Below are 26,553 nucleotides of genomic sequence, written 5' to 3'. Positions count from 1 at the left end.
CACCGACCACACGACAATCACCGAGATCGCCGCCTAACATCATGACCAGCGGAAACGCGATGATCGCCTCTTACACCACGCCGCTGGACGTGACCGCGCGGGTGCGGCGCGGCTGTCGCCTCAGCGGCGGTTGGCCGGGTCGCCACCGGTCGTGGGTGTCGCAAGAACTGGCACCGATGCCGAAAATCTGGTGATGGGCAAGCTGATCGTGGCCGCGCGGGATCGGTTCGGTCTCGTTCTGAGGTGGTAGATCACCAGCTCATCCGATATGCCGGATAACGCCTCTCGCCTGCGGCCTGCCTGAGGCCGAGTCAAGATAGTTGCGTTCCTGGTGGCCCTTATCCAACCGGGATAAGGGCCACCAGGGACGCAACGATCTTGCATCCCGAAGGGTGGACGCCGGTTCCCGGCTTCGGGCCGGGTGTGGCGCGGGATCTGCGGGTCTGAGTGCTACCGCGGGTGGAATCTCACCGAAGTCTCCGTGCGACACGGGGCACGAGGCACGAGGCACGTCAGACTGGCGTGCGTCGCCGCGCCGCACGGCGCCGGGCACTATTCAGTTCGCCGGGCATCATGGGTGAGGCCAGCGCTGCAGGCGCGGCAGCGAACTCTGGCGAACGGGACAAGCACAGGCCGACATCCGAGCGCGAAGCGGCCCAGAGAAACGCGAGCCGAGATCAGCGACATCCCCGCGGCACCCCCGGGCTTCAGTGCCGGTGGCCGCTCAAAACCTACAGGCCCCGGCCGGCCGCCGCTGACGCGGTCCCCGCGCCCCCACAACAGCCCTTACCTGCCGCAACCATCGGCGTTGACGCGCGGCTTCGGCGCTGGTTCGTGGGATCGCCCAGCGGGGACCGCCTCGGCCGGCCGCCATTGTCGCGGTAGTCGCGCCACACCCGCGCTTCCGCGAGGCGCCGAACCTACCGGAACCATCCGCGAGACTCCCCGCTTCGGTGCCGGTTCGTGCGACCGCCCAGCGGTGACCGCCCCAGCCGACAGCCGCTGAGCCGACAGCCGCGCCCCACACGGCCTTCCGCAACAGCCCCGACCTGCCGCAGCCACCCGCGAGACACGCGGCTTCGACGCCGGTAAGTGCGACCGCCCAGCGGTAACCACCCCGGCTGGCCGCCATTGTCGCGGTAGTCGCGCCACACCCGCGTTTCCGCGAGGGCGTCCACCTCCCGGAACCACTCGCGACACTCACGCTTCGATGCCCGCTCCTGCGACTGCCCAGCAAGGACCAATACCCCCTCAGCTCACGTTGATCACCAGATCTAACCTCGTCTCCATCGCGAAGTCTCCATCGCGAAACGCCCATCTCCGCCTGCCGCACTGCGCAGGAGACATCCGTACAGAAACTCGCAACCCGACCCGAGCAATTTCAAGATCAAAGTAGGCAAAGTGGCATCGCACCGGCGCCGGCGGGGTGTGGTCAGCGCCGGCCGATGGTGCGGAGCCACTCGGACTGTTCCTCGTCGGGCAGGAGTTCGCGGACCTCCTGGGGGCAGCGGCATGCCGCGGCGAGCTTGGCGGCCCAGGTCAGTGCCTCCTCGCGGGACTTCACGTCGACGACCGAGAAGCCGCCGACGACCTCCTTCGTCTCCGGGTAGGGGCCGTCGGTGACCAGGCCGTCAGTGCCCACGATGCTCGCCCGCTGCCGCTCCAGGCCGCCGCCGTACACCCAGACGCCGGCGTCGATGGCCTCCCGCACCACCGCGTGCGACGCCTCGGCCACCGCGGTCCAGTCTCCGTCGGGAATGTGGTCCATCGCGCCGGCGTCGAACGAGATCAGGTACTCGGTCATGGCTACGAACTCCCTAGTCCGGGCGACCCCGTCGGCCGCCCACGCCTCTTCTACGAACAGCTCCATCCGGATCCGACGCTATGCCACGGTTTTCTGCGGGGCCCCCGAAACACGCCGCGGCACCGATCGCACCCGCGCGGATAGACTGCCCGGGTGGGAGACCGGTTCGGCACGGTGGCGGCTGCCTATGCCGAGCACCGGCCGGGCTACGCGGCGGAAGCGGTGCGCTGGGCGATCGCGGTCGCCCCCGGCTCGCGGGTTCTCGACCTCGGCGCGGGGACCGGGAAGCTCACCGCCGCGCTGGTCGACGTGGGCGCACAGGTCACCGCGGTGGAGCCCGACCCGGCGATGCGTGCCGAGCTGTGCCGCGCGCTGCCCGGCGTCCGTGCGGTCGCGGGCAACGCGGAGTCGATCCCGCTTCCGGACGCTTCGGTTGAAGCCGTCCTGGCCGGCAACGCCATGCACTGGTTCGACATGAGTACAGCCGGCCCGGAGATCGTCCGGGTGCTCACCCCCGGTGGTGTCCTGGCCGGCCTGTGGAATGTCATGGATGACCGCGTCCCCTGGGTCGCCGCGCTGGCACGGGTGAGTGGCGGCGCCGCCATCGGACCCCGCGACACGCTCTCCACCTGGCCCGCCGGCCACCTGCCCGCGACCGCCACAGGCTTCGCGCCACCGGAGACCGCCGCCTTCCCGCACGGCCAGCGCCGCACCGCCGACTCTCTGGTGGCGACGCTGGCCACCCGTGCGGGAATGCTTGTCATGCCGGCCGGGGATCGGGAGGCCGCGCTCGGACGGATCCGCGCGTTCCTCGCTTCCAGGCCGGAGACCGCCGACGGCGAGTTTACGCTCCCGATGCTCACAGGCGTGCTGCGCTTCCGCGCCGACCCGGACCGCTGACCCGTCGTCGGTGATCGCGTAGCTGGTCCGCTCCGGCCGCCACCCGGAGCGATCGGTCGACGCGGACTGACCCATGCGACAGGATCCGCGTTGAGCTGCGGATCAGCGATCACCGCGGACTGACCGACGGAACAGGAAGCGCTGCGGCCCGCAGCGCCAGCGCGCCCACATTCCTGTTAAGCGGCACATCAGCAATCAGCGCGGACCGACGGAACAGGAAGCGCCGCCGTCACCCGGCGGCCCGCAGTGCCAGTGCGTCCACGTTCTTCTGCATGTCCTTCCGCAGGTACCAGCGCCAGAAGCCGTCGAGCGCGCGCGGCCGGCTCTCGAACGTGGCGTGCCACCGGATGTCGGTGCCCCCATCGGCGGCCGGCGTGAGGTCTATCGTCGAGCGGTAGCGGCGCCAGAGTGTCTCGGACACCTCGACATACGTGAGCCGCTGGTCGGGCACGACCTCGTCGATCCTGATGATTGTGGTCGGCCGGTCCCCCACCACCCAGGTCTCCCCGTCCGCCCGGATCTTGTTGATCTGCTGCCAGGACGGCCAGGACGCCACGTCCGTCAGGAGGGAGAACACGGCCGGGGGTGCGGCGGACGAGGTGGCCCGCACGTCATATGACGACATGTCCGTAGATGAAACCACGTCCGGGTTTTCCGTGCCCACCCACGGATCTGACAGGGAGGAGCGCCAGCGACGACCGTTGCCCGCGGGAGCATGCGGAACCCGGCCACCGCGGAAGCGGGAAGAGCGGTCAGCTCTTGATCGTGGTCTGGTCGTCGAGGCCGGCGATGGTCAGGACCGGGGCGAGGAGCGGCGAGACGACAAGGGTGATCTGGTCGATGTGTCGAAACAGGACGGAGAGCCCCGCGCTGTCCAGGTACTCGACGCGGGTCAGGTCGACGACGAACGTGCCGGCCTCGCGCCGGGTGTCCGCGAGCGCGTCGGCGAAGGTCTCGGCGTTGCTCATGTCGATCTCGCCGGCGACGGCCAGGACGAGGACGCCGTCGGGGCGTTCTGAGGTGGCGAAGGTCAGCTCAGTGCTCATCCGGGGATCCTCGCTCGCATGCCGACGACGGTGCCGGTCGTGCCGGTGGTGATGGTGACCTCGTTCATCAACGCGCGGATCAGGATAAGGCCGCGGCCACGGTGCGGGGTCTCGGCGGGCCGTGGGGCGCGCCAGTTGCCGGTGTCGGTGATGACGAGGCGCACGTCGTGCGCGGTGACGAGCGCGCTGAGGCGGATCAGCCCGCGCACCTGGCGATGGCCGTGCTCGATCGCGTTGGCGCACGCCTCACCGGCCGCGACGAGCACGTTCTGCGCGGTGCCGGTGTCGACGCCGGAGCGGTCGAGCCAGCCGCGAAGTGTGGAGCGGATCGGCGCGAGCCGGGTCGCGTCGGCCGGGAACTCCAGGTCGAGCGGGCCGGGGTGGCGGTAGAGCAGCAGCGCCACGTCGTCGTCGTAGCCGGCCGGCGGCGCCATGCTCTCCATGACCTCGGTGGCCAGTTCCTCGAGCGGCGCGGACCGGCCGTGCTGGACGAGCGCGCTGACCCGGTCTATGCCTGCGGTGAGCGCCTGGCGGCGGCGTTCGATCAGGCCGTCCGTGTAGAGCAGGAGCGTGGCCCGGGCCGGCACTGTGTAGCGGGCCTCCGGGCGGTCGCCGCCGCCGCGTACGCCGAGCGGACGGGACCGGCCCTGGTCGAGCAGGTCCGTCTCGCCGGTACGGTGGGTGACGATCGCGGGCGGGTGGCCGGCGCTCGCGTAGCGCAGCTCGCCGGTCTCGGTGTCGAGCACGCCGCAGAAGACAGTGGTGCACATGGCGCCGGGCAGCTGCGTGGCGAACCGGTCGAGCGCGGTGAGCGTCGCGGCCGGGTCCATGTTCTGCAGCAGCAGCGCGCGGCAGGCGCTGCGGACCTGGCCCATGACCGTGGCGGCCTCGAGTCCGTGCCCGACGCAGTCGCCGACCACGATGCCGATCCGGCCGTCGGGAAGCGCGACCGTGTCGTACCAGTCGCCGCCGACCTTGAGCGGCCGGGTGGCGGGCACGTAGCGGACCTCGAAGCCGGCCGGCAGCTGGGCCGGGCCGAGGATGGCGCGTTGCAGCGCGAGCGCGGTCTCCCGCTGGAGGTCGATCTGGTGGATGCGGTGCAGGCCCTGGCCGAGGTGGCCGGCGAGCAGTGCCAGCAGCGTCTGGTCCTGCTGGGTGAACGGCCGCCGCTCGGCCATGTCGACCCAGAGGATCATGGTGCCGTCCGGGTGTTCGAGCGTGATGCCGGCGCCGGCCAGATCCTCGGCGACCGGGGTGAGCAGCGGCGTGTGGCGCATCGAGGTCAGCTGGGCGCGACGGTCCTCGGGCAGCGAGTCCCAGCGGCGGTGCGGCTCGGCCGCGACCACGACGGGGGTGCCTGCGCTGCCGAACACGACCGCGTAGACCTCGGCGGCCCGCCACAGATCACGGAGCACCGGGAGTACGCCGCGGAGCGCGCCGTCCACGCTGTCCGCCTGGGACAGGCGCACGCTGAGGGCCGCCAGCGCGCTGTCCCGCTGGACCGCGTAGTGCTGGGCGGTGACGTCACGGAACGTGCCGACGATGACACGGCTGCCGGTGTCCGGGTCCTGGACCTGGTTGAACGCGGCCGCGACCCACAGCCGGTGGCCGTCACGGTGCCGGACGGGAATGGTGTACGAGCCGCGGGCGTGTTCGATGAGCATGCCGAACGCGGCCTCGACAAGCCGGTGTCCCTCCGGGTCCGCGTCCCGGTCCGGCCACCAGGGGTGCACCGCCGGGTAGGGCAGCCCTTCCGGGCCGTACCCGAGGATGTCGGTGAACGTGGAGTTGATCTCGATGATGGCGCCGTTCTCGTCGCTGACGAAGAAGGCCTCCTGCAGCGAGTCGATAAGCGCGGTACGCCATCGGGCGTGGTGGTTGCGCAGCCGGGCGAGCTTGAGGTTGCCGCGTACCCGGGCGAGCAGCTCCGCGGAGGAGAACGGCTTGACCAGGTAGTCGTCCGCGCCGGCTTCCAGGCCCTCGATCGAGGCCTCCTGCCCGGCGCGCGCGGAGAGCAGCAGCACCGGCGTGCCCGCGGTCCGGGGGTCGGCGCGCAGTGCGGCGACGAGTTGCAGCCCGTCCAGCCGCGGCATCATCACGTCGCTGACGATCAGATCGGGCCGGCGGCGGCGTGCGGCCTCAAGCGCGGCCTGGCCGTCCGGCACTGACTGCACGTGGTGCCCGGCGGACTCCAGCAGCCGAGTCAAATAGTCGCGCATGTCCGCGTTGTCGTCCGCGATCAGCACTGTCGGCTGGGTGGAGTCCTCCGTCTGCACGGCGGCGGCGGGCAGCCACCGGGACACCTCCTCCACGTACGGGTCGGAGGTGTCTGTGAGTCCGGCCGTGCTGCCGGCCGGGGCCAGCGCGTCGGCCGGCAGGTGGTCGGCGCCGAACGGCAGCCGGATCTCGAACGTGGTGCCCTCGCCGAGCGCGCTGCTTCCGGTGATCGTGCCGCCGTGCAGCTCGACCAGCTCCTTGACCAGCGCCAACCCGATGCCGCTGCCCTCGTTGGACCGGGACCGGGCGTGCTCGATGCGGTGGAACCGCTCGAACAGCCGCGGGAGTTCGTCGGGCGGCACGCCGATGCCGGTGTCCGCGACCGTGACGGCCGCGCGGCCGCCCTCGGCCCGGACCTCGACGCGCACGTGGCCGGTGAAGGTGAACTTGAGCGCGTTGCTGAGCAGGTTCAGGATCACCTTCTCCCACATGCCGCGGTCGACGTAGACCGGCTCTGGCAGCGGCGGGCAGTACACCTCGAGCGCCAGCCCGGCCCGCTCGATCGCGGACCGGAAGACGCTTGCCAGCTCCGCGGTGGCGGCGGCGAGCTCGACCGGCTCGTACCGGGCCTGCATGCGCCCGGCTTCGATGCGGGAGAAGTCGAGGAGCGTGTTGACGAGTTTGCCGAGGCGCAGCGCGTTGCGGTGGATGACCGCGAGATCCGCGTCGCCGGCGCCGAGCCGGGCGCGCAGGTCCTCCACCGGACCCATGATCAAGGTCAGCGGGGTACGGAACTCGTGACTGATGTTGGAGAAGAACGCGGTCTTGGCCCGGTCCAGCTCAGCCAGTTCCTCGGCCCGCCGCTGCTGCGCCTGGTAGCTGCGCGCGCTTGCGATCCCGGTGGCGACGTGCCCGGCGACCAGCTCGACGAAGCCGCGGTAGCCCTCGTCGAGCGCCCGGAACCGGTTCAGCCCGGCGACCATGAAGCCGTAGGTCTCGCCGCCCTGTTGCAGCAGCGGCACCACGAGCGCCTGGGTCGGCGGCTGGTCCCAGTCGCCGGTGGGCAGGTCGCCGTCCAACTCGACAAGGACCGACTCGCTGCCGGCCGGCGGGTCGACCGGGAGGCCGCCCTCGATGCCGGTGGCCGCGGCCAGCCTGGGCTCCTCGTCCGACGACAGGTAGGTGAGCGTGAACGGCAGATCGCGCAGGTTCCGCCCGATCTGCGCGCTGGTGAAGGCCAGCACCTCCTCGACGGTACGGATCGCGCTCGGATCCGAGCCGAGGTCGCGAAGCGTCGCCATCCGCCGCTCGCCGATCACCCGTTCGGTGTCCTCGGTGACCACGCACAGCATGCCGACGAGCGCGCCCGCGTCGTCGCGGAGCGGGCTGTAGGAGAACGTGTGATAGGTCTCCTCGGAGTAGCCGGACCGCTCCAGGAACAGCAGCAGATCCTGGTCCCAGGTCGCCTCGCCGGTGGAGAGCACGGTCTCGATCCGCGGGCCGATGTCGTCCCAGATCTCCGCCCACACCTCGCTTGCCGGCCGGCCGAGCGCCCACGGGTACTTGCGGCCGAGCGTGTCCCGCCGGTACGCGTCGTTGCAGAAGAACGTGAGGTCAGGGCCCCATGCCATCCACATCGGGAACCGCGAGGACAGCAGGATGCTGACCGCGGTCCGGAGACTCTGCGGCCAGCTTTCCGGCTGTCCCAGCGGCGTCGCGTCCCACGCCACCGCGGCGAGGTCGCGGCCGACGTCGCCGACGAACACACGCTCTGTCATCGTCTTACGTTCTCCCGGTCCGGAATGTCCATGAGGATACTCAGCTCCGGGGTGTACGGCGCGCTGGTCGTCCGATGGGTTTACCTCGTCAGGGCTTGAGCACGACCTTGATGCAGCCGTCCTCCTTCTTCTTGAAGATCTCATAGGCGTGCGGAGCCTGCTCGAGCGGGAGGCGGTGGGTGACCAGATCGTCGACGCCGAGCGGGTCGTCGTCGCCGGTCAGCAGCGGCAGGATGTCGTCCGACCAGCGCCGAACGTGAGCCTGCCCCATACGCAGGGTGACGCCCTTGTCGAACAGGTCCATCATCGGGATCGGGTCGGCCTGGCCGCCGTACACGCCGACGATCGAGACGGTGCCGGCCCGCCGCACCGAGGCGAACGCGGTGCGCAACGCGCCCATCCGGTCCACGCCGACCGTGTCGATCGCCTTGCGGGCGAGCGCGTCCGGGAGCATCCCGGCCGCGGTCATCGCCGCCGCCTGGAACGGGGTGCCGTGCGCCTCCATGCCGACCGCCTCGATCACGCTGTCCGCGCCGCGGCCGTGGGTCAGCTCGAGCACCGCGGCCGGGACGTCGTCGATCTCGGTGTCGTCGATCGTCACGATGCCGTGCCGGCGGGCCATGGCGAGCCGCTCGGGCACGCTGTCCACGCCGATCACCAGCTCCGCGCCGAGGTGGCGGGCGATCCGCGCGGACATCTGGCCGATCGGGCCGAGGCCGGTGACCAGGACGGTGTCGCCCTTCTGCACGTCGGCGAACTGCACGGCCTGCCAGGACGTGGTGAGCACATCGGAGAGGAACAGGTACCGCTCGTCCGGGTGGCCCTCCGGCACCGCGATCGGGCCGAAGTGCGCCTGCGGTACGCGCAGGAACTCGGCCTGGCCGCCGGGGACCTGGCCGTACAGCTTCGTGTAGCCGAACAGCGAGGCGCCCTTGCCGTGCTCCGTGACCTGCGTGGTCTCACACTGCGCGAAGAAGCCGCGGGAGCACATGAAGCAATGTCCGCAGGAGATGTTGAACGGGATCACCACGCGGTCGCCCGCCTTGATGTGCGTGACCTCGGGGCCGACCTCCTGCACGATGCCCATCGGCTCGTGGCCCAGGATGTCGCCCTTGTCCAGGTACATGCCGAGCACGTCGTACAGGTGCAGATCAGAGCCGCAGATCGCAGTCGAGGTGACCTTGATGATCGCGTCGGTGGGCTGTTCGATGATCGGGTCCGGAACAGTCTCCACCGACACGTTGCCGGTTCCTTGCCAGGTCAGTGCTCGCATGCTTCATCGGGTGCCCTGGATCCAGGGGGTTAACCCTGCGTTTGCGGGGCAACCGACGGAGATGAGTAAACCGTTCGCAGTGATCACCGGCGCGTCAAGTGGCATCGGATACGAGCTGGCCCGGGATCTGGTCTCCCGCGGCTACGACCTGCTGATCACCGCCGAGGATGCGGAGATCGCCCAGGCCGCCACGAACCTGCGGCGCGACGGCGTCTCCGAGGTCACCGACGTCCGCGCGGACCTCGCCACCGCGGAGGGCGTCGAGCAGGTGTGGGCCGCGATCCGGGCGACCGGCCGCGACGTCGACGTGCTTGCGCTGAACGCGGGCCGCGGCATCGGCGGCGAGTTCGTCGGCGGCACCGACCTGCGCGAGGAGTTGAACGTCATCGACGTCAACGTCACCTCCACAGTCCACCTGGCCAAGCGCGTGCTGCCGGCCATGGTCGCGCGCGACGCCGGTGGCGTGCTGTTCACCTCGTCCGTCGCGTCGATGATGCCCGGCACGTACCAGGCGGTCTACAACGCGTCGAAGTCGTTCGTCCAGTCGTTCGCCGAGGCGCTCCGCGCCGAACTGAGCGAGACGAACGTGACAGTGACCGCGCTGATGCCCGGCCCGACCGACACGAACTTCTTCCACCGTGCGGAGATGGACGACACCCGGGTCGGCGCCGGCTCCAAGGACGACCCGGCCGTGGTCGCCAAGCAGGGCATCGAGGCGCTGCTCAAGGGCAAGGAGAAGGTGGTCGCCGGGTCGCTGTCGACAAAGGCCCAGGGCGCGGCCAGCAAGATCATGCCGGACAGCGTGAAGGCCGCGATGCACGCCAAGATGGCCGAACCGGGTTCGGCGTGATCGGCTACTCCCTGCTGCCCCGGCTCGCCCGCGTACCGGGCGTCACCGCGCTCCAGGGCCACGGGCGCGGCGGGCCCGCCGCGCCCGTGGCCGCCAGGAACGACACTTCACAAAGCTGATCACGGGGGTACGGGACGGGAGCGTCCCGGTCCCGCAGGGCTCGGTGTGCGACGTGGTGGCGCGCGAGCCCGCCATGTCCGCCGGCATCGCGGCCGTGGAACTGCTCAACATCATCCGCCCGACCGCGGCCGTCTCCTGGTTCGTCACGTTCATGGCGCACGCGCTGCACCGCTGGCCGGAGCAGCGCCGGGCTCTGCGGGACGGCGGCGCGGACTACGCGCGGGCGTTCGCGCACGAGGTCCGGCGCTTTTATCCGTTCGCGCCGTTCGTCGGCGGACGAGCCGCGAAGACGCTCAGCTACGCCGGCCACGACATCCGCGAGAACTCACTCGTCCTGCTCGACATCCACGGCCAGAACCACGACCCGCTCCTCTGGCCGGAACCGGACCGGTTCGCACCTCAGCGGTTCCTCGACCGCGAGCCCGGCCAGAACGATCTCATCCCGCAGGGCGGTGGCGACCCGGCCCTGCACCGCTGCCCCGGCGAGGACATCACCGTGACGCTGATGTCCCAGCTCGCGACCCGCCTGGCAGACCTGGATCGCACGGTCCCGCCGCAGGATCTCCACATCCCCCTGCGCCGGATCCCGACACTCCCCCGCAGCCGCATGATCCTCCGAGTGCCCGCCACACCGTCAGCCTGACCAGCCGGAAGCGTTCCCTGCCGTGACGGCAGGGAACGGCCGACGGCCCGGTTCACCTGCGGGTGACAGCGGCGGCGAGGCCCACCACCGCCGCGTCCTCCACAAGGGCCGCGGCCGGCGAGGGCCATCCGTAGCCGCCGGCGATCGCGCGCCAGCGGGCACCGGCGACGCTTCCCACAAGGGCTCCCGCCGCACCGGCCGCGGTAGGGAGCAGATATCCGACCGGCGTGACGTTCTCCCGGGCCGCCAACACCCCCGCTGATCCGGCGCCCGCGAGCATGCGCGCCGCGAGTGACGGCGGGGTCAGCCGGCTCGGCGCGTTCGGGAGCTTGTCCGCGGCGAGTTCGCCGAGCGCGCCGGCCACCACCAGGCCGCGCGCCTTGGCTCCGGTGAGCGCGGCGATGCCGCCCGGCAGCTCACCGGGCCGGGTGGTGAGGGCGGCCGCGGCCAGGCCGGTCATGCTGCGCCCCCCGGAGGCGACGCCGAGCAGAAAAGAACGCAGGACCAGGGCTGAAACTCGCATTTGCGCCGCTTACCCGGCTGGTCGCCGGCGAAACGCGACCCGGCCGGCGCACGCCGTACCCCCGAATGCCATTGATTGATGCCTGTCAGGTCCGGGTAAGAGGAGCCAATGAGAATCGGAAACGTGGAGGTCCGGCCGCTCGGCGGCGGACTTGGTTGTCTGTCGATGATTCTGGCGTCGATCCTGCTGTCGGTGCTCTGCACGGTCGGCGCGAACCTGTTCGTCAAATGATCAGGCGCGCCCACGACATGGCGGTCGCGTGGGCCGTGCCGGGCGTGCTGAGGCGCGGCCTCAGGGCTGTGGTGTCAGAAGGGTGATCCGGTTCGCGCCGAGTTCGGTGACGTAGAGGTTGCCGGCGTGCTCGGTGACGTCGAGCGGCTGGCTGAAGCCGGTCAGGCCGGTGATCCCTGTGGTGCGGTTGCTGAGCGTGCCGTTCGTCGCCACGTCGAACGTCTGGATGTCCTGCCCGGACGAGTAGCGGACGATGAGCAGCTTCCCGCGCAGCGCGCCGCCGAATGCGGTCCCGCGGTACTCGATCACGCCGTTGGCGGAGGCGTGCAGGCCCGCGTCGTACACGCCGGAGAGGTCGAGGTTCGGGTCGGGGAGCGTGCCGGCCGGGTAGCCGGGGACCTCGAACGGGTCCACCGCGGTGGTGGGGTTGCCACCGGCGAGCACCCACTCGCAGCGGGCCGGGTTCGGATGCCCGTAGTAGCGGCCGGCCTTCACGTCGAAGACGTAGTCGGTCTCCGCGGTGCCGACGTTGGTCAGGGCGGGCACGGTGGGGGCGGTGTAGCCGCGGCGCGCACAGGCGGCCGGCAGCGGCGACGGGGTGGCGGGCGTGTTGCCACCGGCCGCAGAGCCGTTCGTCGGCGTGTAGAGGTGCCCGTTCGAGTGCCAGACCAGGTCGTAGGCGTTGCGGACACCTGTGGCGTGGAGGGTCAGCGGCGCACCAGCCGCATACGGGTCGTAGGTGCTGCCGGCGTCGATCGGGAGCGTGCCGAGCGCGGACACGTTCAGCCGCAGCACCGCGGCGGACAGCAGCCGCTCCGGCCGGTTGCCCCAGGTCGAGTCCGGCGCACCCATCGCGTTGTTCGCGCCCTGGGTGGCATAGAGCGCGCCGTCCGGCCCGAACGCGAGTGAGTTCGTCTCGTGGTCCTTGACGGACCGGGGCAGGTTGGTGACCACGTCTGTGTAGACGCTCAGGTCCGGGCCGCTGAGCCTGGCGATGTGGCTTGACCAGTCCGGCACGTTGAGCGTGCCGGCGAACTGGTAGTTGTCGGTGATCCACAAAACCGGCGCGGCAGCCGTGGACGCCGGGTCGAAGGCCAGGCCGATCACGGTACGGTTCGGCGCGCCGCCCAGCCCGGCCGTGACCGCGTGGTCCCGCACCGTGTCGATCACCGTGGCCGTGCCGAGCGTCCCGCCCGCGTTGATCGGGAACCGGAAGATCCGCCCGTCGAGCGTGCCCGCGTAGAGGCGCCCGTCCGGCCCCACGACGACCGAGGTGAACGACGCGCCGGTGGCCACCCCGACAGTCTTCGTGAACGCGACAGGCCCGCCCGTACCCCCGCCGGTGCCGGTGCGGAACACGATCGAATACGGCTGGAACGCGCGCCCGGCCACGTCCCGCACCTGCGCGGTCACCGAGAACCGGTACAGCGTGGACGGCTGCAGCGGCCCGCTCGGCGACAGGTTGATCACGTCACCGCCGCCGCTTGTGATCGGGTTGGCCGCGACCGCCACCCCGTCCGAGACCCGGGTAAGCGTGACCGAGCTTGAGGTGAGCGTGGCCGGGTCGACGCCGCCGCCGGGCAGCCGCAGATCCTCCACCACGCTCGCGGTGACCGGCACCCCGGTCGCGAGGTTGGCCGGGGTGCTTGTGCGCACGGACGGCGCCGCGGCCGTGTCCACGCTCGCGATGTCCACATAGTTGAGCTTGGTGTTCGTGCCGCTCGCCGGGCTGAGCGTGAGCCGCCCGTCCGTGACGGTGACGGTCCTGGTCGCTGTCGCGTGCTTGACCGACGCGGTCGGCACGAACGCGGCCACCGCGTTCTGGTCCTCGATGCTCACCCAGTGCGCGCTGTCCACAGCCGTGCCCGCGTCCCCGGCGGCGACAGTGACCGTGTACACCCCGTTCGGCACGGCGGCCTCCCAGCTGCCCGGCGTGGTCACGCCGCTCGGCGCCTGCGCGTGCATCAGCGTGGCCAGCCGCACGTCCGGCTGCCCGGTCCCGCGGTTGCGCCCGTTGCCGACGAGCGACAGCGGCGTGGTCGTGCCGAGCGCCACCCACCCGTACCCCCGGGTGGTGGTGAAGGCCTCGCCGAAGTCGCGCAGGTAGCCGGTCGGGGGTGCCGTCGCCGCGTCCGAGAAGTTGACCTTCAGCGCGAACGCGGCGGCCTGCGCCGGCACGGCCACGAACACGGCCACACAGGTCAGAGCAAGGACGGGGGCGAGGCGGCGGGACTGCATGAGCGCTCCTCGGAGCCGGGGAGGCCCACGCTCGCACAGCTCCGGCCCGCCCCGCCGCCCCGCGATACCGCTTCGACCGGGCTCGCACGGGATTACGTGTTCACCCAGCGTCCGCGCATCCCCACGCATGACCCCGGAAGCCGCGCACCTCCCGGAAGCCGCGCATGGCCCGCTATCGGATATGACTCGTTCGCGTCATCCGGGCAGGTGCGGCAGGATCCGGTCCATCCGGGCGGGCAGGTCGCGGACGCGTACCCCGGTGGCATGCCAGATCGCGTTGAGGATCGCGGCGGGCGAGCCGACGATGCCGATCTCGCCGACGCCCTTGCTGCCCATCGGGTTGAGGTCGCCGTCCTCCTCGTCGATCCAGGCGGCGTCCACTGACGGCACGTCGGCGTGCACGGGGATGTGGTAGTCGGCTAGGTCGTGGTTGACCCAGGTGCCGGTGTGCGGGTCGAGCACCGCCTCCTCGTGCAGCGCCATCCCCAGGCCCATGGTCATGCCGCCGATGAACTGGCTGCGGGCGGTGCGCGGGTTGAGGATGCGGCCGGCGGCGTACATGCCGAACAGCCGGGGCACCCGGACCTCGCCGGTGACGGCGCTGACGCGTACCTCCGCGAAGTGGGCGCCGTAGGCGTGCCGGCCCTCCATGCCGCGATCCTTCAGCAGCTCGGTGGTGTCGAACTCCGCCTCGTCGCCGCCGGATTCGCGCAGTTTGTGGCAGGCGCCGTCGACGGCCCAGCCCCAGGACGCGGTGCCGGACGAGCCGCCGGCCACGGGCGCCTTCGGCAGCTCGGTGTCGCCGATCCGGACCGTGACCGCGGAGACCGGCAGGTCAAGCGCGTCCGCAGCGATCTGGGTGAGCACGGTACGCGCACCGGTGCCGATGTCGGTGGCCGCGACAAGCACCTCCACCCGGCCGTCCGGCAGACGGCGGGCCTTAGCCGTGGACGGCTGCGCCATCGCGGGATAGGTGGCGCCTGCCACGCCGGTGCCGACCCACCACTCGCCGTCGAGGCGCTGCGCGGGGCGCGGGTCACGGTCCGCCCAGCCGAACCGCTCAGCGCCCTCGCGCAGGCAGGCCAGGTAGTTTCGGCTGGTGAACGGCGTGCCGGACTCCGGCTCGGCGGGCGGCTCGTTGCGGACGCGCAGCTCGATCGGGTCCAGGTCGAGCGCGACGGCAAGCTCGTCCATCGCGCACTCGAGCGCCACCATGCCGGGCGCCTCGCCGGGCGCGCGCATCCAGCGGGGCGTGGGCATGTCCAGCCGGACGATGCGGTGGCCGGTGTAGCGGTTCCCCGCCGCGTACATGTGCCGGGTGACGACCGAGCTCTGCTCACCGAACTCGAAAAGCCGCGACGACTGCGAGATCGAGTCGTGCGAGATCGCGGTCAGCCGGCCGTCGCGGTCCGCGCCGAGACGTAGCCGCTGGATGGTGGGGGTGCGATGACCGACGATGCTGAACAGCGCCTGACGGGGCAGCACCAGCTTGACCGGGCGGCCGGCCAGCCGGGCGGCCATCGCGGCCAGGACCGCGTTCGGGCGCGCGCTGCCTTTGGAGCCGAAGCCGCCGCCGACGTGCTCCGCGACCACCCGCACCCGGGCCGGATCGAGCCCGAGCACCGTCGCCACGCCTGACGCGATCGCCCACGGCCCCTGGTTCGAGTCGTAGAGCGTCAGGTCCTCGTCCCCGTCCCACACCGCGATCGTGGCGTGCGGTTCCATCGGGCTGTTGTGAAGCGGCGGCGTCGTATAGGTGACGTCCACAGTGACCGGCGCGGCGGCGAGCGCGGCGTCCACGTCACCCTGCGCGGTCTCGGACGGGAAGCCCGCGTTGACCGATTCCGGCACGTAGAGGTCCGGGTGGTCCGCGCGCAGCACCACGTCGTGCGGTTCCTCAGCAATGTCGAGCACCACCGACTGCGCGGCCCGGCGCGCCGTCTCAAGCGTCTCCGCGACAACCAGGGCGACAACCTGGCCACGGTACGAGATGCGCTCCGACTGCAGCACCGACAGCTCCGGATCGTCCCCCTCATGCAGCTCCGGCGCGTTCCCGTGCCAGAGCACCGCGAGCACGCCGTCAAGCGCCGGGTCCGCCTCCACCGAGCGCAGCACGCCGCGCGCCACCGGGGACTGCACGATCCAGGCGTGGGCCGCGTTCGCCACCTGGTATTCGGCCGCGTACTTCGCCGTGCCGGTCACCTTCGCCGGGCCCTCGATCCGGCCGAGCGGCGTGCCGAGCGCCCGCCCGGGCAGCGTGTCAGTCATCGGTCCTGCCCCTCTGCCAGCGCGCCGAGTGTGGCGGCGGTCATGTTCCGGATCAGCTGGATCTTGAACGCGTTGTCCCGGAGCGGCTCGGCGGCGGCCAGTTCCGCGTCCGCCGCGGCGAGGAACGCCTCCCGCGTGGCCGGGCCGCCGAGAAGCGCCTCCTCCGCGAGGTGCGCACGCCAGGGCTTGTGCGCGACAGCTCCCCACGCGAGGCGTACCCCCTCGATCATGCCGTTGTCGATCGTCAGAGCGGCCGCGACCGAGCCGGTGGCGAACGCGTAGGACGCCCGGTCCCGCGCCTTCCGGTAGGCCGAGTTCCGCGCCGTGTCGAGCGGCGGCAGGTCCACCGCCGTGATCAGGTCGCCGCGGTCGAGCACCGTGTCCCGCTCCGGCCGCTCCCCCGGCAGCCGGTGCAGCTCGTCCGCGGCGATCCGCCGGTCCCCGCCCGGGTTGCTGACGTGCACGACCGCGCCGAGCGCCGCAAGCGCGACCGCCATGTCCGACGGATGGGTGGCCACGCACGACTCGGACGCGCCGAGGATCGCCAGGTTGCGGTGCTCGCCGTCGCGGGCCGGGCAGCCGGTGCCGGGCGCCCGCTTGTTGCAGGCCTGACTCGTGTCCTGGAAGTACCGGCAGCGGGTACGCTGCAGCAGGTTCCCGCCGGTGGTGGCCATGTTCCGCAGCTGGCCGGACGCGCCGGCGAGCAACGCCTGGCTGAGCATCGGGTAGCGGCGGCGGACCTCGGGGTGCGCGGCCAGGTCGCTGTTGCGGACCATCGCGCCGATCCGCAGCGTGCCGTCCGGCAGCTCGGTCACGTCGTGAAGTGGCAGCCGGGCCACGTCGACGAGCGCGCCGGGCGTGGCGACGCCGAGCTTCATCAGGTCGACAAGGTTCGTACCGCCGGCGATGAACACCGCTTCGGGGTCCTTCGACAGCGTCGCGACCGCACCCTGCACGTCGGCCGCCTCGTGGTAGGCGAACTCCCTCATCGTGCCGCCCCGGCCGCAGTGGGTGTCGCTGCCGCAGTGGGTGTCGCTGCCGCAGTGGGCGCCGCTGCCGCAGTGGGCGCCGCTGCCGCGGAGATCGCCGGGACGATGTTCGCGTAGGCGCCGCAACGGCACAGGTTGCCGCTCATCCGCTCCCGGATCTCCGCGTCGTCGAGCTCCGGTGTGTCGCTCACGGTGACCGCGCTCGGCCAGCCCTTGGCCGTCTCGTCGAGCATCCCGACCGCGGAACAGATCTGTCCTGGCGTGCAGTAGCCGCACTGGAAGCCGTCATGCTCCAGGAACCGCTGCTGCACCGGGTGGTCGAGCCCTTCGATCGTCACCACGCTGGCGTCACGCTGGGTGACCGCCAGGATCAGGCAGCTGTTGACCCGGCGGCCGTCAAGCAGCACCGTGCACGCGCCGCACTGACCGTGGTCACACCCCTTCTTCGCCCCCGTCAGGTCCAGATGCTCACGCAGCGCATCGAGAAGCGTGGTCCGCGGGTCCACGACGAGATCCCGCCGCTCCCCGTTGACCTCAAGCGAAAATGCGATCGCCACCTGCGCCCCCTCGAGAGTTCGTATTCGTCCCGAAGTGCCCGCCTAACACCGCCCGAAACCCGCTTTGCCGGGCTCTCCTACAGTGAGGGAATGCTTAGCGTCACGAAGACAGGTTTCTGGGGCAAGGGCTACCGCATCGACGCCGACGGCCGGGAGCTGACCACCTGGGACGTCTCGTTCTGGCGTAGCGGCGGCGACTTCGTCCTCGACGGCCACCCTTACCGGGTGCGCACAAGCGGCTGGCGCAACCTGTTCACCATGACCGACGACCAGGAACGCATCCTGGCCACCGCCACCCGCGTCGGCCGCAAGCGGTGGACGGTCGAGGCCGGCGGCCACACCTACCACTTCCGCCGGCAGTCCTTCTGGAGCGGCAACCAGGAACTCCACGACGACGCCGGCCCGCGCGGAATCGTCCGCCGCTCCGGCTTCTGGCAGACCACGATCACCGCCGACCTGCCGACCCTGCCACCCCCGGTCCAGGTGTTCGTGATCGGCGTCGTCATCACCATGTGGAACCAGCAGGCGGCAGCGGCAGCCGCGTCCTGACCGGCCGGGTCAGCAGGGGCGGAGGGAGCAGATCATCTGGCTGGTCTGGTCGCCGAGGCGTTCTTCGTTGCCGCGCATCCAGATGAGGGTGAGCACGACGAGCGGGACGAGGACGACGAGGGCCGTCAAGCGCTTGACCATCGGATGCTCCTTTCGCGAAGGCCCGGGGAGTTCTGGGCGTGGTTCGCGCGGTCCGTTGATCGGCAGCCGAGCGCCGGACCTGAGGACTGTGCGCAGGCGACCTGACCCGCCGCCTGCGCACTAGTTCACTACGGCGTACCGGTCACCGCGGTACCGCTCTTGACCAGGTGATATGTGGTCCGCGCGCCGCTCCAGAAGTGGAACGTGAGCGTGACCGCGCCGTCGTTCACCTCGGCGAAGAACTCCGGCTTCAGCACGATCGTGCCTGCGGTGTAGTCCGGCTGGAAGTGCGTCCAGAACTCCTTGTACGACGTCCAGTTCGCCGGCCCGGCGTTGCCGCCGTCCGCGTAGCGCGCCTCCATCGTGGCGAGCTGGTCCCCGCCGAACGCGGTCGGGATGGTGAGCGCGCCCGTCGTACCCGCGGAGGGTTGATGGGTGGGTGGTTCATGGCCGCGAACCTGCAGCGGCCACGGCACGCCCGCGGAGAAACGGGCCTCGATCGTGCTACCGACGAGGCGGGTCAGCGCGGCGGCGGTAAGCGTCACCACAGTGCCCGACACCGTGTAGTCGGCGCCGCGGGACAACGCGACACCGTTGTGCCACAGGCCGCGGAAGGCCAGCCCGTTGAGGTTGAGCGTGAGCTGCCGCGCGGTGACCGGGGTGCCGCGGGGAACCCAGATCTGGTCGGAGGCGGCGGTGCCGGACCGGCTGGTCCAGCTCGATCTGATCATGGCGTGGACGCCGGGATCGCGCCAGGCAAGCGTGGTGCGGTCGAGGAACTGGCCGGCGTCCCAGAGCATCGTGGTCAGGCCGCGGAGGCGGGCGTGGTAGCCGACCGCCTCGAGGAACTTCAGGAACTCGCCGCGTTCGATGATGCCGGGGCGGGTGTGGTCCCAGCTGAGCAGCGCCCACTCGCCGATGATGACCGGGATGCCGCGGTCCACGAGCGAGGTGCGGACCCGGTCGAACGTGCCGATCAGGTCCTGTTCGACAGTGGCGTCGTAGCGGGTGCCGCCGGCAATGTTGACGCTGAACGGCCAGTAGCCGTAGAAGTGCACTGTCGCGGCCAGGTTAGGGTCGTCGAGCGCGTCGAACTCGGCGCTCAGCGCGTCGAGCCGGGCCTGGTCGGCGCTCGTGTACAGCGTCGGGAGCACAAGCAGGCGGGTGGCGTTGTTGCCGCCACTCGCCCGGACCAGCCGGACGAAACGGGCGTTGAGCGTGGCGAGCGAGGCGTAGTCGTCTTGGGCGGTGAACTGCGGCTCGTTGATGCTCTCGAACACCAGCTTCGCCGAGTGGTCCCGGAACTCAGCCGAGATCTGCGTCCACAGCGCGGCATATCGATCCTCGACATCGCCCGCCGGATAGGCGTTGATCCACTGCCAGGAGTCGTGGTGCAGATTGACCATCACGTACAGGCCCTCGGCAAGCGACAGGTCCACGATCTCGCGGACCCGGGCCAGCCAGACCGGATCGATCGTGTAGTCCGGGCCAGGGCCATGATGGTTGCTCCAGGTCACCGGGATGCGGATGCTCTTGTACCCCTGAGCGCGCACATGCCGCAGCAGCGCCCGCGTGGTGCGCGGATTGCCCCACGCCGTCTCATCCGGAATGGCGTCGAGCGTGTTGCCAAGGTTCCACCCCGGCTGCATCGCGGCGACCGTGGCCTGCGGGCTTCTGCCCGCAGCGGCAGACGCCACGCCTGTGACGGTCAGTCCGCAGGCAAGCATCAGCCCGGCGACCGCGATCGCGATCATTCTCCTCATCGGAATCCTCTTCGTCGTACCCGTTGATCGGGGGTCTGCCCTTCCCCCGCGGCCGAAACGAAGCCCGATCCCACGCAGAAACTTTCTACGCCAGACGTCGACGTTAGTCAATGTCTTGACAGGCGAATCGCCGTAAACCACCACAGCGAACGCCGAAATGTCTGGAAAGTTTCGGAGACTTAATCGATCATGTCATCGACCGGTCCACAATGGCGTCATGCGCGCCGTGATAACCGAGAAGGGCGTCCTCAGCGTCACAGACGTCCCCACCCCCGAACCCGGACCCGGCCAGATCCGCCTCCGCGTCACCCGCGCCGGCATCTGCGGGTCCGACCTGCACGCCCGCTTCCACGCCGACCTCGCGGCCGACGCCACGGCCGAGATCGGCTACACCGGCTTCATGCGCCACGACCAGCGCGTGATCATGGGTCACGAGTTCACCGGCACGATTGACGCCTACGGCCCGCACTGCCGAAGGCGCTGGCCACAAGGGCGCGCGGTCGTCTCGGTCCCGATGATCCAACACGGTCGCGACGTGCACCTGACCGGACTGTCCGCCCACGCACCCGGCGCCTACGCCGAATACGTCCTGGTCGACGAGGCCGCCACGTTCCCGGTCCCCCGCCACGTCCCACCTGACCTGGCCGCGCTTACCGAACCGCTCTCCGTCGCCCGCCGCGCCGTCAACCGCGGTGCAGTCACCCGCCGAGACACCGCCGTCGTCATCGGCTGCGGCCCGATCGGCCTCGCCGTCATCCTGATGCTCAAGGCCTCCGGCGTCCGCCGCATCATCGCCACCGACCTCACCCCCGGCCGCCGCGCACTCGCCCTGGCCTGCGGCGCCACCTCAGCCCCGGAAGATCCCTGGCCCGGCCTCGGCTTCGCCACCGACGCCCCGACACTCTTCCGCGCCGCCCTCACCGCGCTCCGTACCCTGCGCCGCGTCCCAGGTTTCCCCTGGCAGGCCGTCATGCGTGCGGCCTCCCCGCGCGGCCCGGTCATCTTCGAATGCGTCGGCCTGCCCGGCATCATCGAACAGATCATCACGAACGCCCCGATCCGCTCCCGCGTCGTCGTGGTCGGCGTCTGCATGCAACCGGACACGTTCCGCCCCACCATGGCCAGCAACAAGGAGATCGACCTGCGCTTCTCCTCCGGCTACGCCCCACCCGAGTTCCACGACGCCCTCCACCTCCTCGCCCGCCGCCGCCTCGACCCCCGCCCACTGATCACCGACGTCATCCCGCTCGACGCGCTCCCGGCCGCCTTCGACCTCCTCGCCACCCCGGGCAACCACGCCAAAATCCTGATAAACCCGACCCTATAGATCGACCCACTCACGCCGCACCAACTGCCCGCACGCTCCCGCGGGCACCGGTCGTCGCCCAGGGGCTCCTCCCCTCCGGTCCCGCGCCCACACGGTCAACCCCCGGTCGGTCTATCCGCTCCGCCGCAGACCACCGTGGACAATTGGAGAGCGGCATCGAGGACGGGATTCGAGTCAGTGGCGGCTGAGCGGGCTCGGTGCGGACAGAGTGAAGACGAGACCAGAGCCGCAAGCTGCACCGCGATCACGACAATGAGGGCGCCCTGCATGAGGTGGGCTCGCCAGCCAGTCTCCACGCCCCGCGACGTGGTCGGCTGCGGAGGCGACCGGGCAACGCCGGGTCGGCTGCCCAGCACCCAGCGACACTCCCACCAGGGCAAACAGGACATACCACGCCGTCGCCCGCTTTAAGGATCATTCAGTGGTACGAAAAGCATGGTCATCGGCGAAGTGGACCTATCTTTCGTACCACTGAATGATCCTTAAGGCGGGCGGGGGCACGCGGAGGAACGTGCTCGCGCCGGTTGCGATCAAGCCGCTGCGGGGACCACCACTGACCCGATGGTGGCCGGCCCGGACTGGGCGATCCCGTCGCGATTGAGGCGGCTTACGAGGCGGGGCTGCGGTAACGCGGGACAGACGGCGGCTACGTCGTGAACTGTGGGCGCTTAACCGCGCCAAACCGTGCCAAGGTCGCCCTCTCGCCGCCGCTGCGCTGCGGACTGATCCAGAGCGTGCGCCGCACCGTGGTGAACGGATCCCACCTCATGACCCTCCTGGACAAGTCTGGCCTTTGTCGTCAATCATGAGTCGCGACTCATTTTAACCGAGGCACGAGGAGCCGTCATGACCCCGCGCGAGATCTTCGCCCGCATGCAGCAGGAGTGGTTCGGCCGGTCCGGGCCGCTCACCGGTGATCTACTGGCCGACGATGTCATCATGGAGATGCCGTTCGGCAACCCGGCCCGCATCGAGGGGCGCGATGCCTGGCTCGCGTTCGCCAACCCGGCCCGCGCGGCCTTCCCCGTCCGCATCGACGAATGCCACGTCACAGCGATTCATGACACCACCGACCCGGACACGATCGTCGTCGAATACGAGCTCACCGGGACCGCCGCGGGGCGCCAGGGCACCGCGCCGTTCATCGCGGTCCTGACCGTCCGCGACGGGCGCATCGCCCGCTGGCGCGAATATCAGAACCCGATGGCGATGGCCCGGATCAGCGCATAGCGGCGTCGAGGCGGGCTACCCGGCGCGGGCCGGCGGTGAGGCGGTAGCTGGCGTCGAGCAGCTCGGTGATCTCGGCCCAGTCCACGTCCGCCGTGAGGTCCACCCCGACCCAGCCGTACGGGGCCAGGTAGGCGGGAGCGTACGACCCCGCACCCGCAAGCAGCGCGGCCCGCTCGTCCGGCGTGGTCAGCACCATGATCGACTACTGATGTTGTCGATACACGCCGTCCACCTTGACCGAGCCGCCGTAGTACGCGAACACCTTGGTCGTATAGAACGCGGGCCGCCCGTGCGAGACCTTCTCGGCTGCGTCGGGGAACGCGAGCGCGATCTCACGCACCCGGCGCAGCACCGGATCGGCGTCGTCGAACATGATCGGGTGGCTCACAGTCCGGCCCTCACGCTGATCCCGCTGGTGATCAACCATGTCGTCATGCCCGGAAGCCTATGACGCGGCGGCCCGCGGATCACCGTGATACGGCCGTCATCGCAGGTGGATGACCCCGGCCGGGCAGCGGTCCATCGCCTGCGCGACCGCGCTCCGCGCCTCCTCCGGCGGGGTCTCGTCGAGCAGCACCACCACCGCCTCCTCCGGGTCCTGGTCGAAGACGGCCGGGGCTGTCAACGCGCACAGCCCCGCACCGATGCAGCGGTCGTGGTCGACGGTGACGTTCATGACCAGGCGACCGGCAGCTCGGCCGGGCCGCGGACCACGGAGTCCTTCTTCCAGACGACGTCCTGGAGCGGCACCGCGATGCGCAGGCCTGGTACGCGGGTGGCGAGCGCGCCGAGCACTGTGGTCAACTCCATCCGTGCGATGTGCTGGCCGACGCAGGCGTGCGCGCCGTGGCCGAAGCCGAGGTGCGGGCCGATCGGTCGGGCCGGGTCGAACGTGCCGGCGTCCGGCAGCACCGTGGTGTCGCGGTTGCCGGACTGGACGGCGACGACCACAAACTCGCCGGCCGCGATCTTCTGCCCGCCGAGCGTCAGGTCCTCGGTGGCCTGGCGCAGCAGCCCGACGCCGACGGCCAGGTAGCGGACCAGTTCCTCGCCCGTCGACGCGGCCAGGCCCGGGTCCGCGCAGAGCCGTTCCCAGCGGGACCTGTCGCTGAGCAGCGCCACCATGCCGTAGGTGATCATCGAAGCGGTGGTGTCGAAGCCGGCGATCAGCAGTGCCGCGTTCATCAGGACCAGTTCGGTGTCGGTGAGCGGGCGGTCGCTGTCCGCGCTGTGGGTGATCATGCGGCTGAGGATGTCGTCGCCGGGGGCGGACCGGCGCTGTGCGACCTCACCGTGGAGGTACTCGAACAGTGGCGCGAGCGCGACGCGCAGTTCGGCAGGGGTGGTGCCGGTCGCGAACAGCGAGTACGCCGCGTCCTGGAGCAGCCCGTACTTCTCCGGGGGTACGCCGATCAGCTCAGCGATCACGGCGGTGGTGACAGCTGTCGAGAACTCGGTGTGCAGCGGGTACGGCTCCGGTGAGGCGAGCATCCGGGTGATCGCCTCGTCCGTGATCCGCTCGACCATCGGCTTCAGCTCGGCCAGCCGGCGCGCGTGCGTGACCTGTGGTGCGAAGTTGCGCCGGATCCGTACGTGCTCCGGCCCGTCCATCTGCGAGAACCCGCCGATCGGGGCATCCGGGTCGAACCCGCCCAACACGTGCGCGGCCTGCCCGGCCCGCACCGAGAACCGGCGCCCGTCGCCGAGCACCTGCCGGATCGTGGGGTAGTCGGAGACCAGCCAGGCGCCCAGCCCGGTCGGCGTGGTGACCCTGACGATCCGGCCGTCCTTGCGCAGGTCCGCGTATTCGGCAGGGGGATCGAACGGGTCTCGCTCCTCATGGGGAAGCGGCATCATGGGCAGCGTCGTCATCGGAGACCTCCACGGTGAGTAACCGCCTCCGAACGCTACGCTTCGTCGCCCAAGGTCGATATGCCCTGGCCGGGCGCTTGACAACCGTCAGGAGTAGACGCAGCCGGTCCGGCGGGCGACCCGCGCGCGTTCCTCGGCGGCTAGGCTCCGGTCGTGGAGAAGATCGCGCTTGCCGACGGCCGCACCCTCGAATACCTGACCGAGGGCCCGGACGACGCACGCCCGCTCATCTTCCACCACGGCACCCCGGCGGGCGGCGTCGTCTACCGCCCGCTCGCCGACGCCGCGATCCGGCACGGCCTGCGCCTGGTCATGCCCAACCGCCCCGGCTACTGTGGCAGCACCAGCAAGCCCGGCCGCCGCGTCGCCGACATCGCTGCGGACGTGGCCGCGCTCCTCGACGCGCTCGGCGCCGACGACTTCGTGACCGTCGGCTGGTCCGGTGGCGGCCCGCACGCCCTGGCCTGCGCCGCACTCCTCCCGGACCGCTGCCGGGCCGCCGCCACCATCGCCGGCGTCGCCCCGTTCGGCGCCCCCGGCCTGGACTGGCTCGCCGGCATGGGCGACGACAACCTGGCCGAGTTCGGCGCCGCCTTCCGCGGCACCGCCCCACTCGACGAGTTCCTCACCGACGCCGCCACCGGCCTGATCGACGTCCGCCCCCACGACGTCATCACCGCCTTCGGCGACCTGCTCTCCGACGTGGACCAGTCCGCCCTCCGCTCCGGCATGGCCGACTACCTGGCCGCCGCCTCCCGTACCGCCGTCGCCCAGGGCATCGCCGGCTGGCGCGAGGACGACCTCGCCTTCGTCTCCGACTGGGGCTTCCCCCTCGACACCCTGCGCGTCCCCGTCGCCATCTGGCAGGGCGACCAGGACCGCATGGTCCCGTTCGGCCACGGCCGGTGGCTCTCCACCCACGTCACCGGCGCCACCACCCACCTCCTCCCCGGCGAGGGCCACCTCTCCCTCCTCACCAAGGCCGACGCCATCATCGCCCCCCTCGCCACCGCCTGACCCGACGACCAACCCCCAGACCAAGACCTCACAATCCTTCTTCCCACTCAGTGGGCGGTCCCGCCCGCACGCTCCCGCGGGCTCCAGCCCCGCCGGGGCCGGGAACACCCCAGGGCGTGCACCACGCTCACGGGCGGATGCGTGCGGGCGAACTGATGTCCGGCGCGAAACAGGGGTTGGCGGGTGGCCCCGCCGTGCAGTACTCCAGGTGATGACGAGCCGTCTCGGCGGGCTCTGCGGCGGAAGCTCGGTAGGGTCGCGATCATGGATGTTGTCGTGGTGGGAGCCGGGATCGCCGGACTGGCGTGTGCGCGGGCGCTGGTGGAGGGCGGTGCCCGGGTGCGGGTGCTGGAGCGCGGGCGGGTGGTCGGTGGGCGGCTGGCCAGCAAGCGCTACGACGGGCGGTACGCGGACATCGGGGCGGCCTACTTCGTCGCGGACGATGCGGAGTTCGCGGCGCAGGCCGGGTCGTGGGAGGCGCGCGGGCTGGCCCGAGCCTGGACGGACACGCTGCGGGTCTATCCGGGTGGTGAGAAGACGACCGGGCCGGTGCGCTGGGCCGCACCGGGCGGACTGCGGTCGCTTGCCGCCGATCTCGCGGACGGGCTTGACGTGCGGCTGTCCACCCAGGTCGGCGAGGTGCCGGCGGACGCGGACGCGGTGGTACTCGCCATGCCGGGACCGCAGGCCGTGCGCCTCGACCCACCGCCGGGGATCGTCGCGGCCGCGAACGCGCAGACCTGGCAGCCGGTGATCGCCGCCGTGCTCACCTATCCGGAACGCGGGTGGGATGATCTGCGCGGCGCATTCGTCAACGAGCATCCCGTGCTCGCGACCGTCTGCGACGACGGGGACCGCCGCGGCGACCGCGCCCCGGTGCTTGTCGCCCACTCGACTGCCGCACTTGCGGCCCGCCACCTCGCCGCACCGGAACAGGCCGGGCCGATCCTGGCCGCGGCCGTCGCCGAGCTGCTCGGACTCGCCGCCACGCCCCGGGTCGACGTGCACCGCTGGACCTACGCCCAGCCCGAGCCGACCGACGCTCCCTACGCCCAGGACGGCCGCGTCTGGCTGTGCGGCGACGCATTCGGGCGTCCTCGCGTCCAGACCGCCTGGCTGTCCGGCCGTGCCGTCGCCCGAGCACTGCTCGCATAATCGGCGGCACCGCGCCCAGACCGCCTGGCTGTCCGGCCGGGCCGTGGCCCGAGCACTGCTCG

26 protein-coding genes are annotated in these 26,553 nt (G+C 71.0%); 10 read left to right on the top strand and 16 right to left on the bottom strand.

Annotated features, from left to right (window positions below):
* A partial coding sequence (locus ACIA8K_RS19295; protein WP_396060753.1) for a hypothetical protein occupies positions 1–194 on the top strand: 194 nt, incomplete at its 5' end.
* 1,238 nt (positions 195–1,432) lie between these two features.
* Here the strand turns inward: ACIA8K_RS19295 and ACIA8K_RS19290 are convergent.
* Entirely contained in the window at positions 1,433–1,804 is a 372-nt protein-coding gene (locus ACIA8K_RS19290; protein WP_396060750.1) for a YciI family protein, read from the bottom strand.
* A gap of 153 nt (positions 1,805–1,957) precedes the next feature.
* Between ACIA8K_RS19290 and ACIA8K_RS19285 the strand changes: the two genes are divergently transcribed.
* Positions 1,958–2,704 (top strand): class I SAM-dependent methyltransferase, encoded by a 747-nt coding sequence (locus ACIA8K_RS19285; protein ID WP_396060748.1) that lies wholly within the window; start codon positions 1,958–1,960, stop codon positions 2,702–2,704.
* Positions 2,705–2,933: 229 nt separating this feature from the next.
* Here the strand turns inward: ACIA8K_RS19285 and ACIA8K_RS19280 are convergent, their stop codons facing one another.
* The 4 genes from ACIA8K_RS19280 to ACIA8K_RS19265 all read right to left on the bottom strand — a co-directional run bounded on the left by ACIA8K_RS19280 (position 2,934) and on the right by ACIA8K_RS19265 (position 9,018).
* Positions 2,934–3,329, bottom strand: a complete 396-nt coding sequence (locus tag ACIA8K_RS19280; RefSeq protein WP_396060746.1) for an SRPBCC family protein — start codon at positions 3,327–3,329, stop codon at positions 2,934–2,936.
* A gap of 127 nt (positions 3,330–3,456) precedes the next feature.
* Entirely contained in the window at positions 3,457–3,750 is a 294-nt protein-coding gene (locus tag ACIA8K_RS19275) for an STAS domain-containing protein (RefSeq protein ID WP_396060743.1), read from the bottom strand.
* Positions 3,747–7,745 carry a SpoIIE family protein phosphatase gene (locus ACIA8K_RS19270; RefSeq protein WP_396060741.1) on the bottom strand — a complete coding sequence of 1,333 codons (3,999 nt, stop codon included), beginning with the start codon at positions 7,743–7,745 and terminating at the stop codon, positions 3,747–3,749. Before ACIA8K_RS19270 ends, ACIA8K_RS19275 begins: the two co-directional genes overlap by 4 nt.
* 88 nt (positions 7,746–7,833) lie before the next feature.
* Positions 7,834–9,018 (bottom strand): zinc-dependent alcohol dehydrogenase, encoded by a 1,185-nt coding sequence (locus tag ACIA8K_RS19265; protein ID WP_396060739.1) that lies wholly within the window; start codon positions 9,016–9,018, stop codon positions 7,834–7,836.
* Between the two features lie 61 nt (positions 9,019–9,079).
* On the opposite strand from ACIA8K_RS19265, the gene ACIA8K_RS19260 reads away from it, so the two are divergent.
* Together ACIA8K_RS19260 and ACIA8K_RS19255 are read left to right on the top strand one after the other, a co-directional pair.
* Positions 9,080–9,868 (top strand): SDR family NAD(P)-dependent oxidoreductase, encoded by a 789-nt coding sequence (locus ACIA8K_RS19260; protein WP_396060736.1) that lies wholly within the window; start codon positions 9,080–9,082, stop codon positions 9,866–9,868.
* Between the two features lie 172 nt (positions 9,869–10,040).
* Positions 10,041–10,631, top strand: a complete 591-nt coding sequence (locus ACIA8K_RS19255; protein ID WP_396060734.1) for a cytochrome P450 — start codon at positions 10,041–10,043, stop codon at positions 10,629–10,631.
* Positions 10,632–10,683: 52 nt separating this feature from the next.
* Here the strand turns inward: ACIA8K_RS19255 and ACIA8K_RS19250 are convergent, their stop codons facing one another.
* Entirely contained in the window at positions 10,684–11,154 is a 471-nt protein-coding gene (locus ACIA8K_RS19250) for a hypothetical protein (protein ID WP_396060731.1), read from the bottom strand.
* A 108-nt stretch (positions 11,155–11,262) separates the two neighbouring features.
* Here ACIA8K_RS19250 and ACIA8K_RS19245 point away from each other — a divergent pair, with 108 nt between their 5' ends.
* Positions 11,263–11,385, top strand: a complete 123-nt coding sequence (locus ACIA8K_RS19245) for a hypothetical protein (protein WP_396060728.1) — start codon at positions 11,263–11,265, stop codon at positions 11,383–11,385.
* 60 nt (positions 11,386–11,445) lie between these two features.
* Here the strand turns inward: ACIA8K_RS19245 and ACIA8K_RS19240 are convergent, their stop codons facing one another.
* From ACIA8K_RS19240 to ACIA8K_RS19225, 4 genes are all read right to left on the bottom strand, one after another.
* Positions 11,446–13,623: an Ig-like domain-containing protein gene (locus ACIA8K_RS19240; RefSeq protein ID WP_396060726.1), complete on the bottom strand. Its 2,178-nt coding sequence runs from the start codon at positions 13,621–13,623 to the stop codon at positions 11,446–11,448.
* Positions 13,624–13,818: 195 nt separating this feature from the next.
* On the bottom strand, positions 13,819–15,891 hold the full coding sequence (locus ACIA8K_RS19235; RefSeq protein WP_396060724.1) for a xanthine dehydrogenase family protein molybdopterin-binding subunit: 2,073 nt from the start codon (positions 15,889–15,891) through the stop codon (positions 13,819–13,821).
* Positions 15,888–16,880, bottom strand: coding sequence for an FAD binding domain-containing protein (locus ACIA8K_RS19230; protein WP_396060721.1), 993 nt, complete (start codon positions 16,878–16,880; stop codon positions 15,888–15,890). The genes ACIA8K_RS19235 and ACIA8K_RS19230 overlap by 4 nt, the downstream gene beginning before the upstream one ends.
* Positions 16,877–17,437 carry a 2Fe-2S iron-sulfur cluster-binding protein gene (locus ACIA8K_RS19225; RefSeq protein ID WP_396060718.1) on the bottom strand — a complete coding sequence of 187 codons (561 nt, stop codon included), beginning with the start codon at positions 17,435–17,437 and terminating at the stop codon, positions 16,877–16,879. The genes ACIA8K_RS19230 and ACIA8K_RS19225 overlap by 4 nt, the downstream gene beginning before the upstream one ends.
* A 90-nt stretch (positions 17,438–17,527) precedes the next feature.
* On the opposite strand from ACIA8K_RS19225, the gene ACIA8K_RS19220 reads away from it, so the two are divergent.
* Positions 17,528–17,986 carry a hypothetical protein gene (locus ACIA8K_RS19220; protein WP_396060716.1) on the top strand — a complete coding sequence of 153 codons (459 nt, stop codon included), beginning with the start codon at positions 17,528–17,530 and terminating at the stop codon, positions 17,984–17,986.
* 9 nt (positions 17,987–17,995) lie between these two features.
* Here the strand turns inward: ACIA8K_RS19220 and ACIA8K_RS19215 are convergent, their stop codons facing one another.
* Both ACIA8K_RS19215 and ACIA8K_RS19210 read right to left on the bottom strand, forming a co-directional pair.
* Positions 17,996–18,127, bottom strand: coding sequence for a hypothetical protein (locus ACIA8K_RS19215; RefSeq protein ID WP_396060713.1), 132 nt, complete (start codon positions 18,125–18,127; stop codon positions 17,996–17,998).
* 128 nt (positions 18,128–18,255) lie between these two features.
* On the bottom strand, positions 18,256–19,890 hold the full coding sequence (locus tag ACIA8K_RS19210) for a cellulase family glycosylhydrolase (RefSeq protein ID WP_396060711.1): 1,635 nt from the start codon (positions 19,888–19,890) through the stop codon (positions 18,256–18,258).
* 217 nt (positions 19,891–20,107) lie between these two features.
* Between ACIA8K_RS19210 and ACIA8K_RS19205 the strand changes: the two genes are divergently transcribed.
* The gene (locus tag ACIA8K_RS19205; RefSeq protein WP_396060708.1) at positions 20,108–21,217 is read left to right on the top strand and encodes an alcohol dehydrogenase catalytic domain-containing protein; all 1,110 of its coding nucleotides are present in this window, start codon (positions 20,108–20,110) and stop codon (positions 21,215–21,217) included.
* Between the two features lie 846 nt (positions 21,218–22,063).
* Positions 22,064–22,447 carry a nuclear transport factor 2 family protein gene (locus tag ACIA8K_RS19200; RefSeq protein WP_396060706.1) on the top strand — a complete coding sequence of 128 codons (384 nt, stop codon included), beginning with the start codon at positions 22,064–22,066 and terminating at the stop codon, positions 22,445–22,447.
* Here the strand turns inward: ACIA8K_RS19200 and ACIA8K_RS19195 are convergent.
* The 4 genes from ACIA8K_RS19195 to ACIA8K_RS19180 all read right to left on the bottom strand — a co-directional run bounded on the left by ACIA8K_RS19195 (position 22,437) and on the right by ACIA8K_RS19180 (position 24,319).
* On the bottom strand, positions 22,437–22,643 hold the full coding sequence (locus ACIA8K_RS19195; protein WP_396060703.1) for an MmcQ/YjbR family DNA-binding protein: 207 nt from the start codon (positions 22,641–22,643) through the stop codon (positions 22,437–22,439). The genes ACIA8K_RS19200 and ACIA8K_RS19195 overlap by 11 nt on opposite strands.
* Before the next feature lie 6 nt (positions 22,644–22,649).
* The gene (locus ACIA8K_RS19190) at positions 22,650–22,835 is read right to left on the bottom strand and encodes a hypothetical protein (RefSeq protein WP_396060701.1); all 186 of its coding nucleotides are present in this window, start codon (positions 22,833–22,835) and stop codon (positions 22,650–22,652) included.
* 96 nt (positions 22,836–22,931) lie between these two features.
* Complete coding sequence (locus ACIA8K_RS19185) at positions 22,932–23,123, bottom strand: ferredoxin (RefSeq protein WP_396060699.1); 192 nt, start codon at positions 23,121–23,123, stop codon at positions 22,932–22,934.
* Positions 23,120–24,319 carry a cytochrome P450 gene (locus ACIA8K_RS19180; protein WP_396060696.1) on the bottom strand — a complete coding sequence of 400 codons (1,200 nt, stop codon included), beginning with the start codon at positions 24,317–24,319 and terminating at the stop codon, positions 23,120–23,122. Before ACIA8K_RS19180 ends, ACIA8K_RS19185 begins: the two co-directional genes overlap by 4 nt.
* Positions 24,320–24,472: 153 nt before the next feature.
* Here ACIA8K_RS19180 and ACIA8K_RS19175 point away from each other — a divergent pair, with 153 nt between their 5' ends.
* A complete protein-coding gene (locus tag ACIA8K_RS19175) occupies positions 24,473–25,336 on the top strand; it encodes an alpha/beta fold hydrolase (RefSeq protein WP_396060693.1) in 864 nt (287 codons plus the stop codon).
* 264 nt (positions 25,337–25,600) lie between these two features.
* Positions 25,601–26,491 carry an NAD(P)/FAD-dependent oxidoreductase gene (locus ACIA8K_RS19170; protein WP_396060691.1) on the top strand — a complete coding sequence of 297 codons (891 nt, stop codon included), beginning with the start codon at positions 25,601–25,603 and terminating at the stop codon, positions 26,489–26,491.
* Positions 26,492–26,553 lie beyond the last annotated feature (62 nt).

Origin of the sequence: Catenuloplanes sp. NPDC051500 (assembly GCF_044454585.1) — a bacterium.
GTDB lineage: Bacteria > Actinomycetota > Actinomycetes > Mycobacteriales > Micromonosporaceae > Catenuloplanes.
The sequence above is the reverse complement of the archived record's forward strand: the minus strand, read 5'-3'. Positions and strand labels throughout refer to the sequence as shown.

Bases quoted from the DNA above. Each gene is read 5' to 3' on its own strand.
- ACIA8K_RS19290 (WP_396060750.1), bottom strand. From the start codon at position 1,804: ATGACCGAGTACCTGATCTCGTTCGACGCCGGCGCGATGGACCACATT.
- ACIA8K_RS19280 (WP_396060746.1), bottom strand. From the start codon at position 3,329: ATGTCGTCATATGACGTGCGGGCCACCTCGTCCGCCGCACCCCCGGCC.
- ACIA8K_RS19275 (WP_396060743.1), bottom strand. From the start codon at position 3,750: ATGAGCACTGAGCTGACCTTCGCCACCTCAGAACGCCCCGACGGCGTC.
- ACIA8K_RS19270 (WP_396060741.1), bottom strand. From the start codon at position 7,745: ATGACAGAGCGTGTGTTCGTCGGCGACGTCGGCCGCGACCTCGCCGCG.
- ACIA8K_RS19265 (WP_396060739.1), bottom strand. From the start codon at position 9,018: ATGCGAGCACTGACCTGGCAAGGAACCGGCAACGTGTCGGTGGAGACT.
- ACIA8K_RS19260 (WP_396060736.1), top strand. From the start codon at position 9,080: ATGAGTAAACCGTTCGCAGTGATCACCGGCGCGTCAAGTGGCATCGGA.
- ACIA8K_RS19250 (WP_396060731.1), bottom strand. From the start codon at position 11,154: ATGCGAGTTTCAGCCCTGGTCCTGCGTTCTTTTCTGCTCGGCGTCGCC.
- ACIA8K_RS19245 (WP_396060728.1), top strand. From the start codon at position 11,263: ATGAGAATCGGAAACGTGGAGGTCCGGCCGCTCGGCGGCGGACTTGGT.
- ACIA8K_RS19240 (WP_396060726.1), bottom strand. From the start codon at position 13,623: ATGCAGTCCCGCCGCCTCGCCCCCGTCCTTGCTCTGACCTGTGTGGCC.
- ACIA8K_RS19235 (WP_396060724.1), bottom strand. From the start codon at position 15,891: ATGACTGACACGCTGCCCGGGCGGGCGCTCGGCACGCCGCTCGGCCGG.
- ACIA8K_RS19230 (WP_396060721.1), bottom strand. From the start codon at position 16,880: ATGAGGGAGTTCGCCTACCACGAGGCGGCCGACGTGCAGGGTGCGGTC.
- ACIA8K_RS19220 (WP_396060716.1), top strand. From the start codon at position 17,528: ATGCTTAGCGTCACGAAGACAGGTTTCTGGGGCAAGGGCTACCGCATC.
- ACIA8K_RS19215 (WP_396060713.1), bottom strand. From the start codon at position 18,127: ATGGTCAAGCGCTTGACGGCCCTCGTCGTCCTCGTCCCGCTCGTCGTG.
- ACIA8K_RS19210 (WP_396060711.1), bottom strand. From the start codon at position 19,890: ATGAGGAGAATGATCGCGATCGCGGTCGCCGGGCTGATGCTTGCCTGC.
- ACIA8K_RS19205 (WP_396060708.1), top strand. From the start codon at position 20,108: ATGCGCGCCGTGATAACCGAGAAGGGCGTCCTCAGCGTCACAGACGTC.
- ACIA8K_RS19200 (WP_396060706.1), top strand. From the start codon at position 22,064: ATGACCCCGCGCGAGATCTTCGCCCGCATGCAGCAGGAGTGGTTCGGC.
- ACIA8K_RS19195 (WP_396060703.1), bottom strand. From the start codon at position 22,643: ATGGTGCTGACCACGCCGGACGAGCGGGCCGCGCTGCTTGCGGGTGCG.
- ACIA8K_RS19185 (WP_396060699.1), bottom strand. From the start codon at position 23,123: ATGAACGTCACCGTCGACCACGACCGCTGCATCGGTGCGGGGCTGTGC.
- ACIA8K_RS19180 (WP_396060696.1), bottom strand. From the start codon at position 24,319: ATGACGACGCTGCCCATGATGCCGCTTCCCCATGAGGAGCGAGACCCG.
- ACIA8K_RS19170 (WP_396060691.1), top strand. From the start codon at position 25,601: ATGGATGTTGTCGTGGTGGGAGCCGGGATCGCCGGACTGGCGTGTGCG.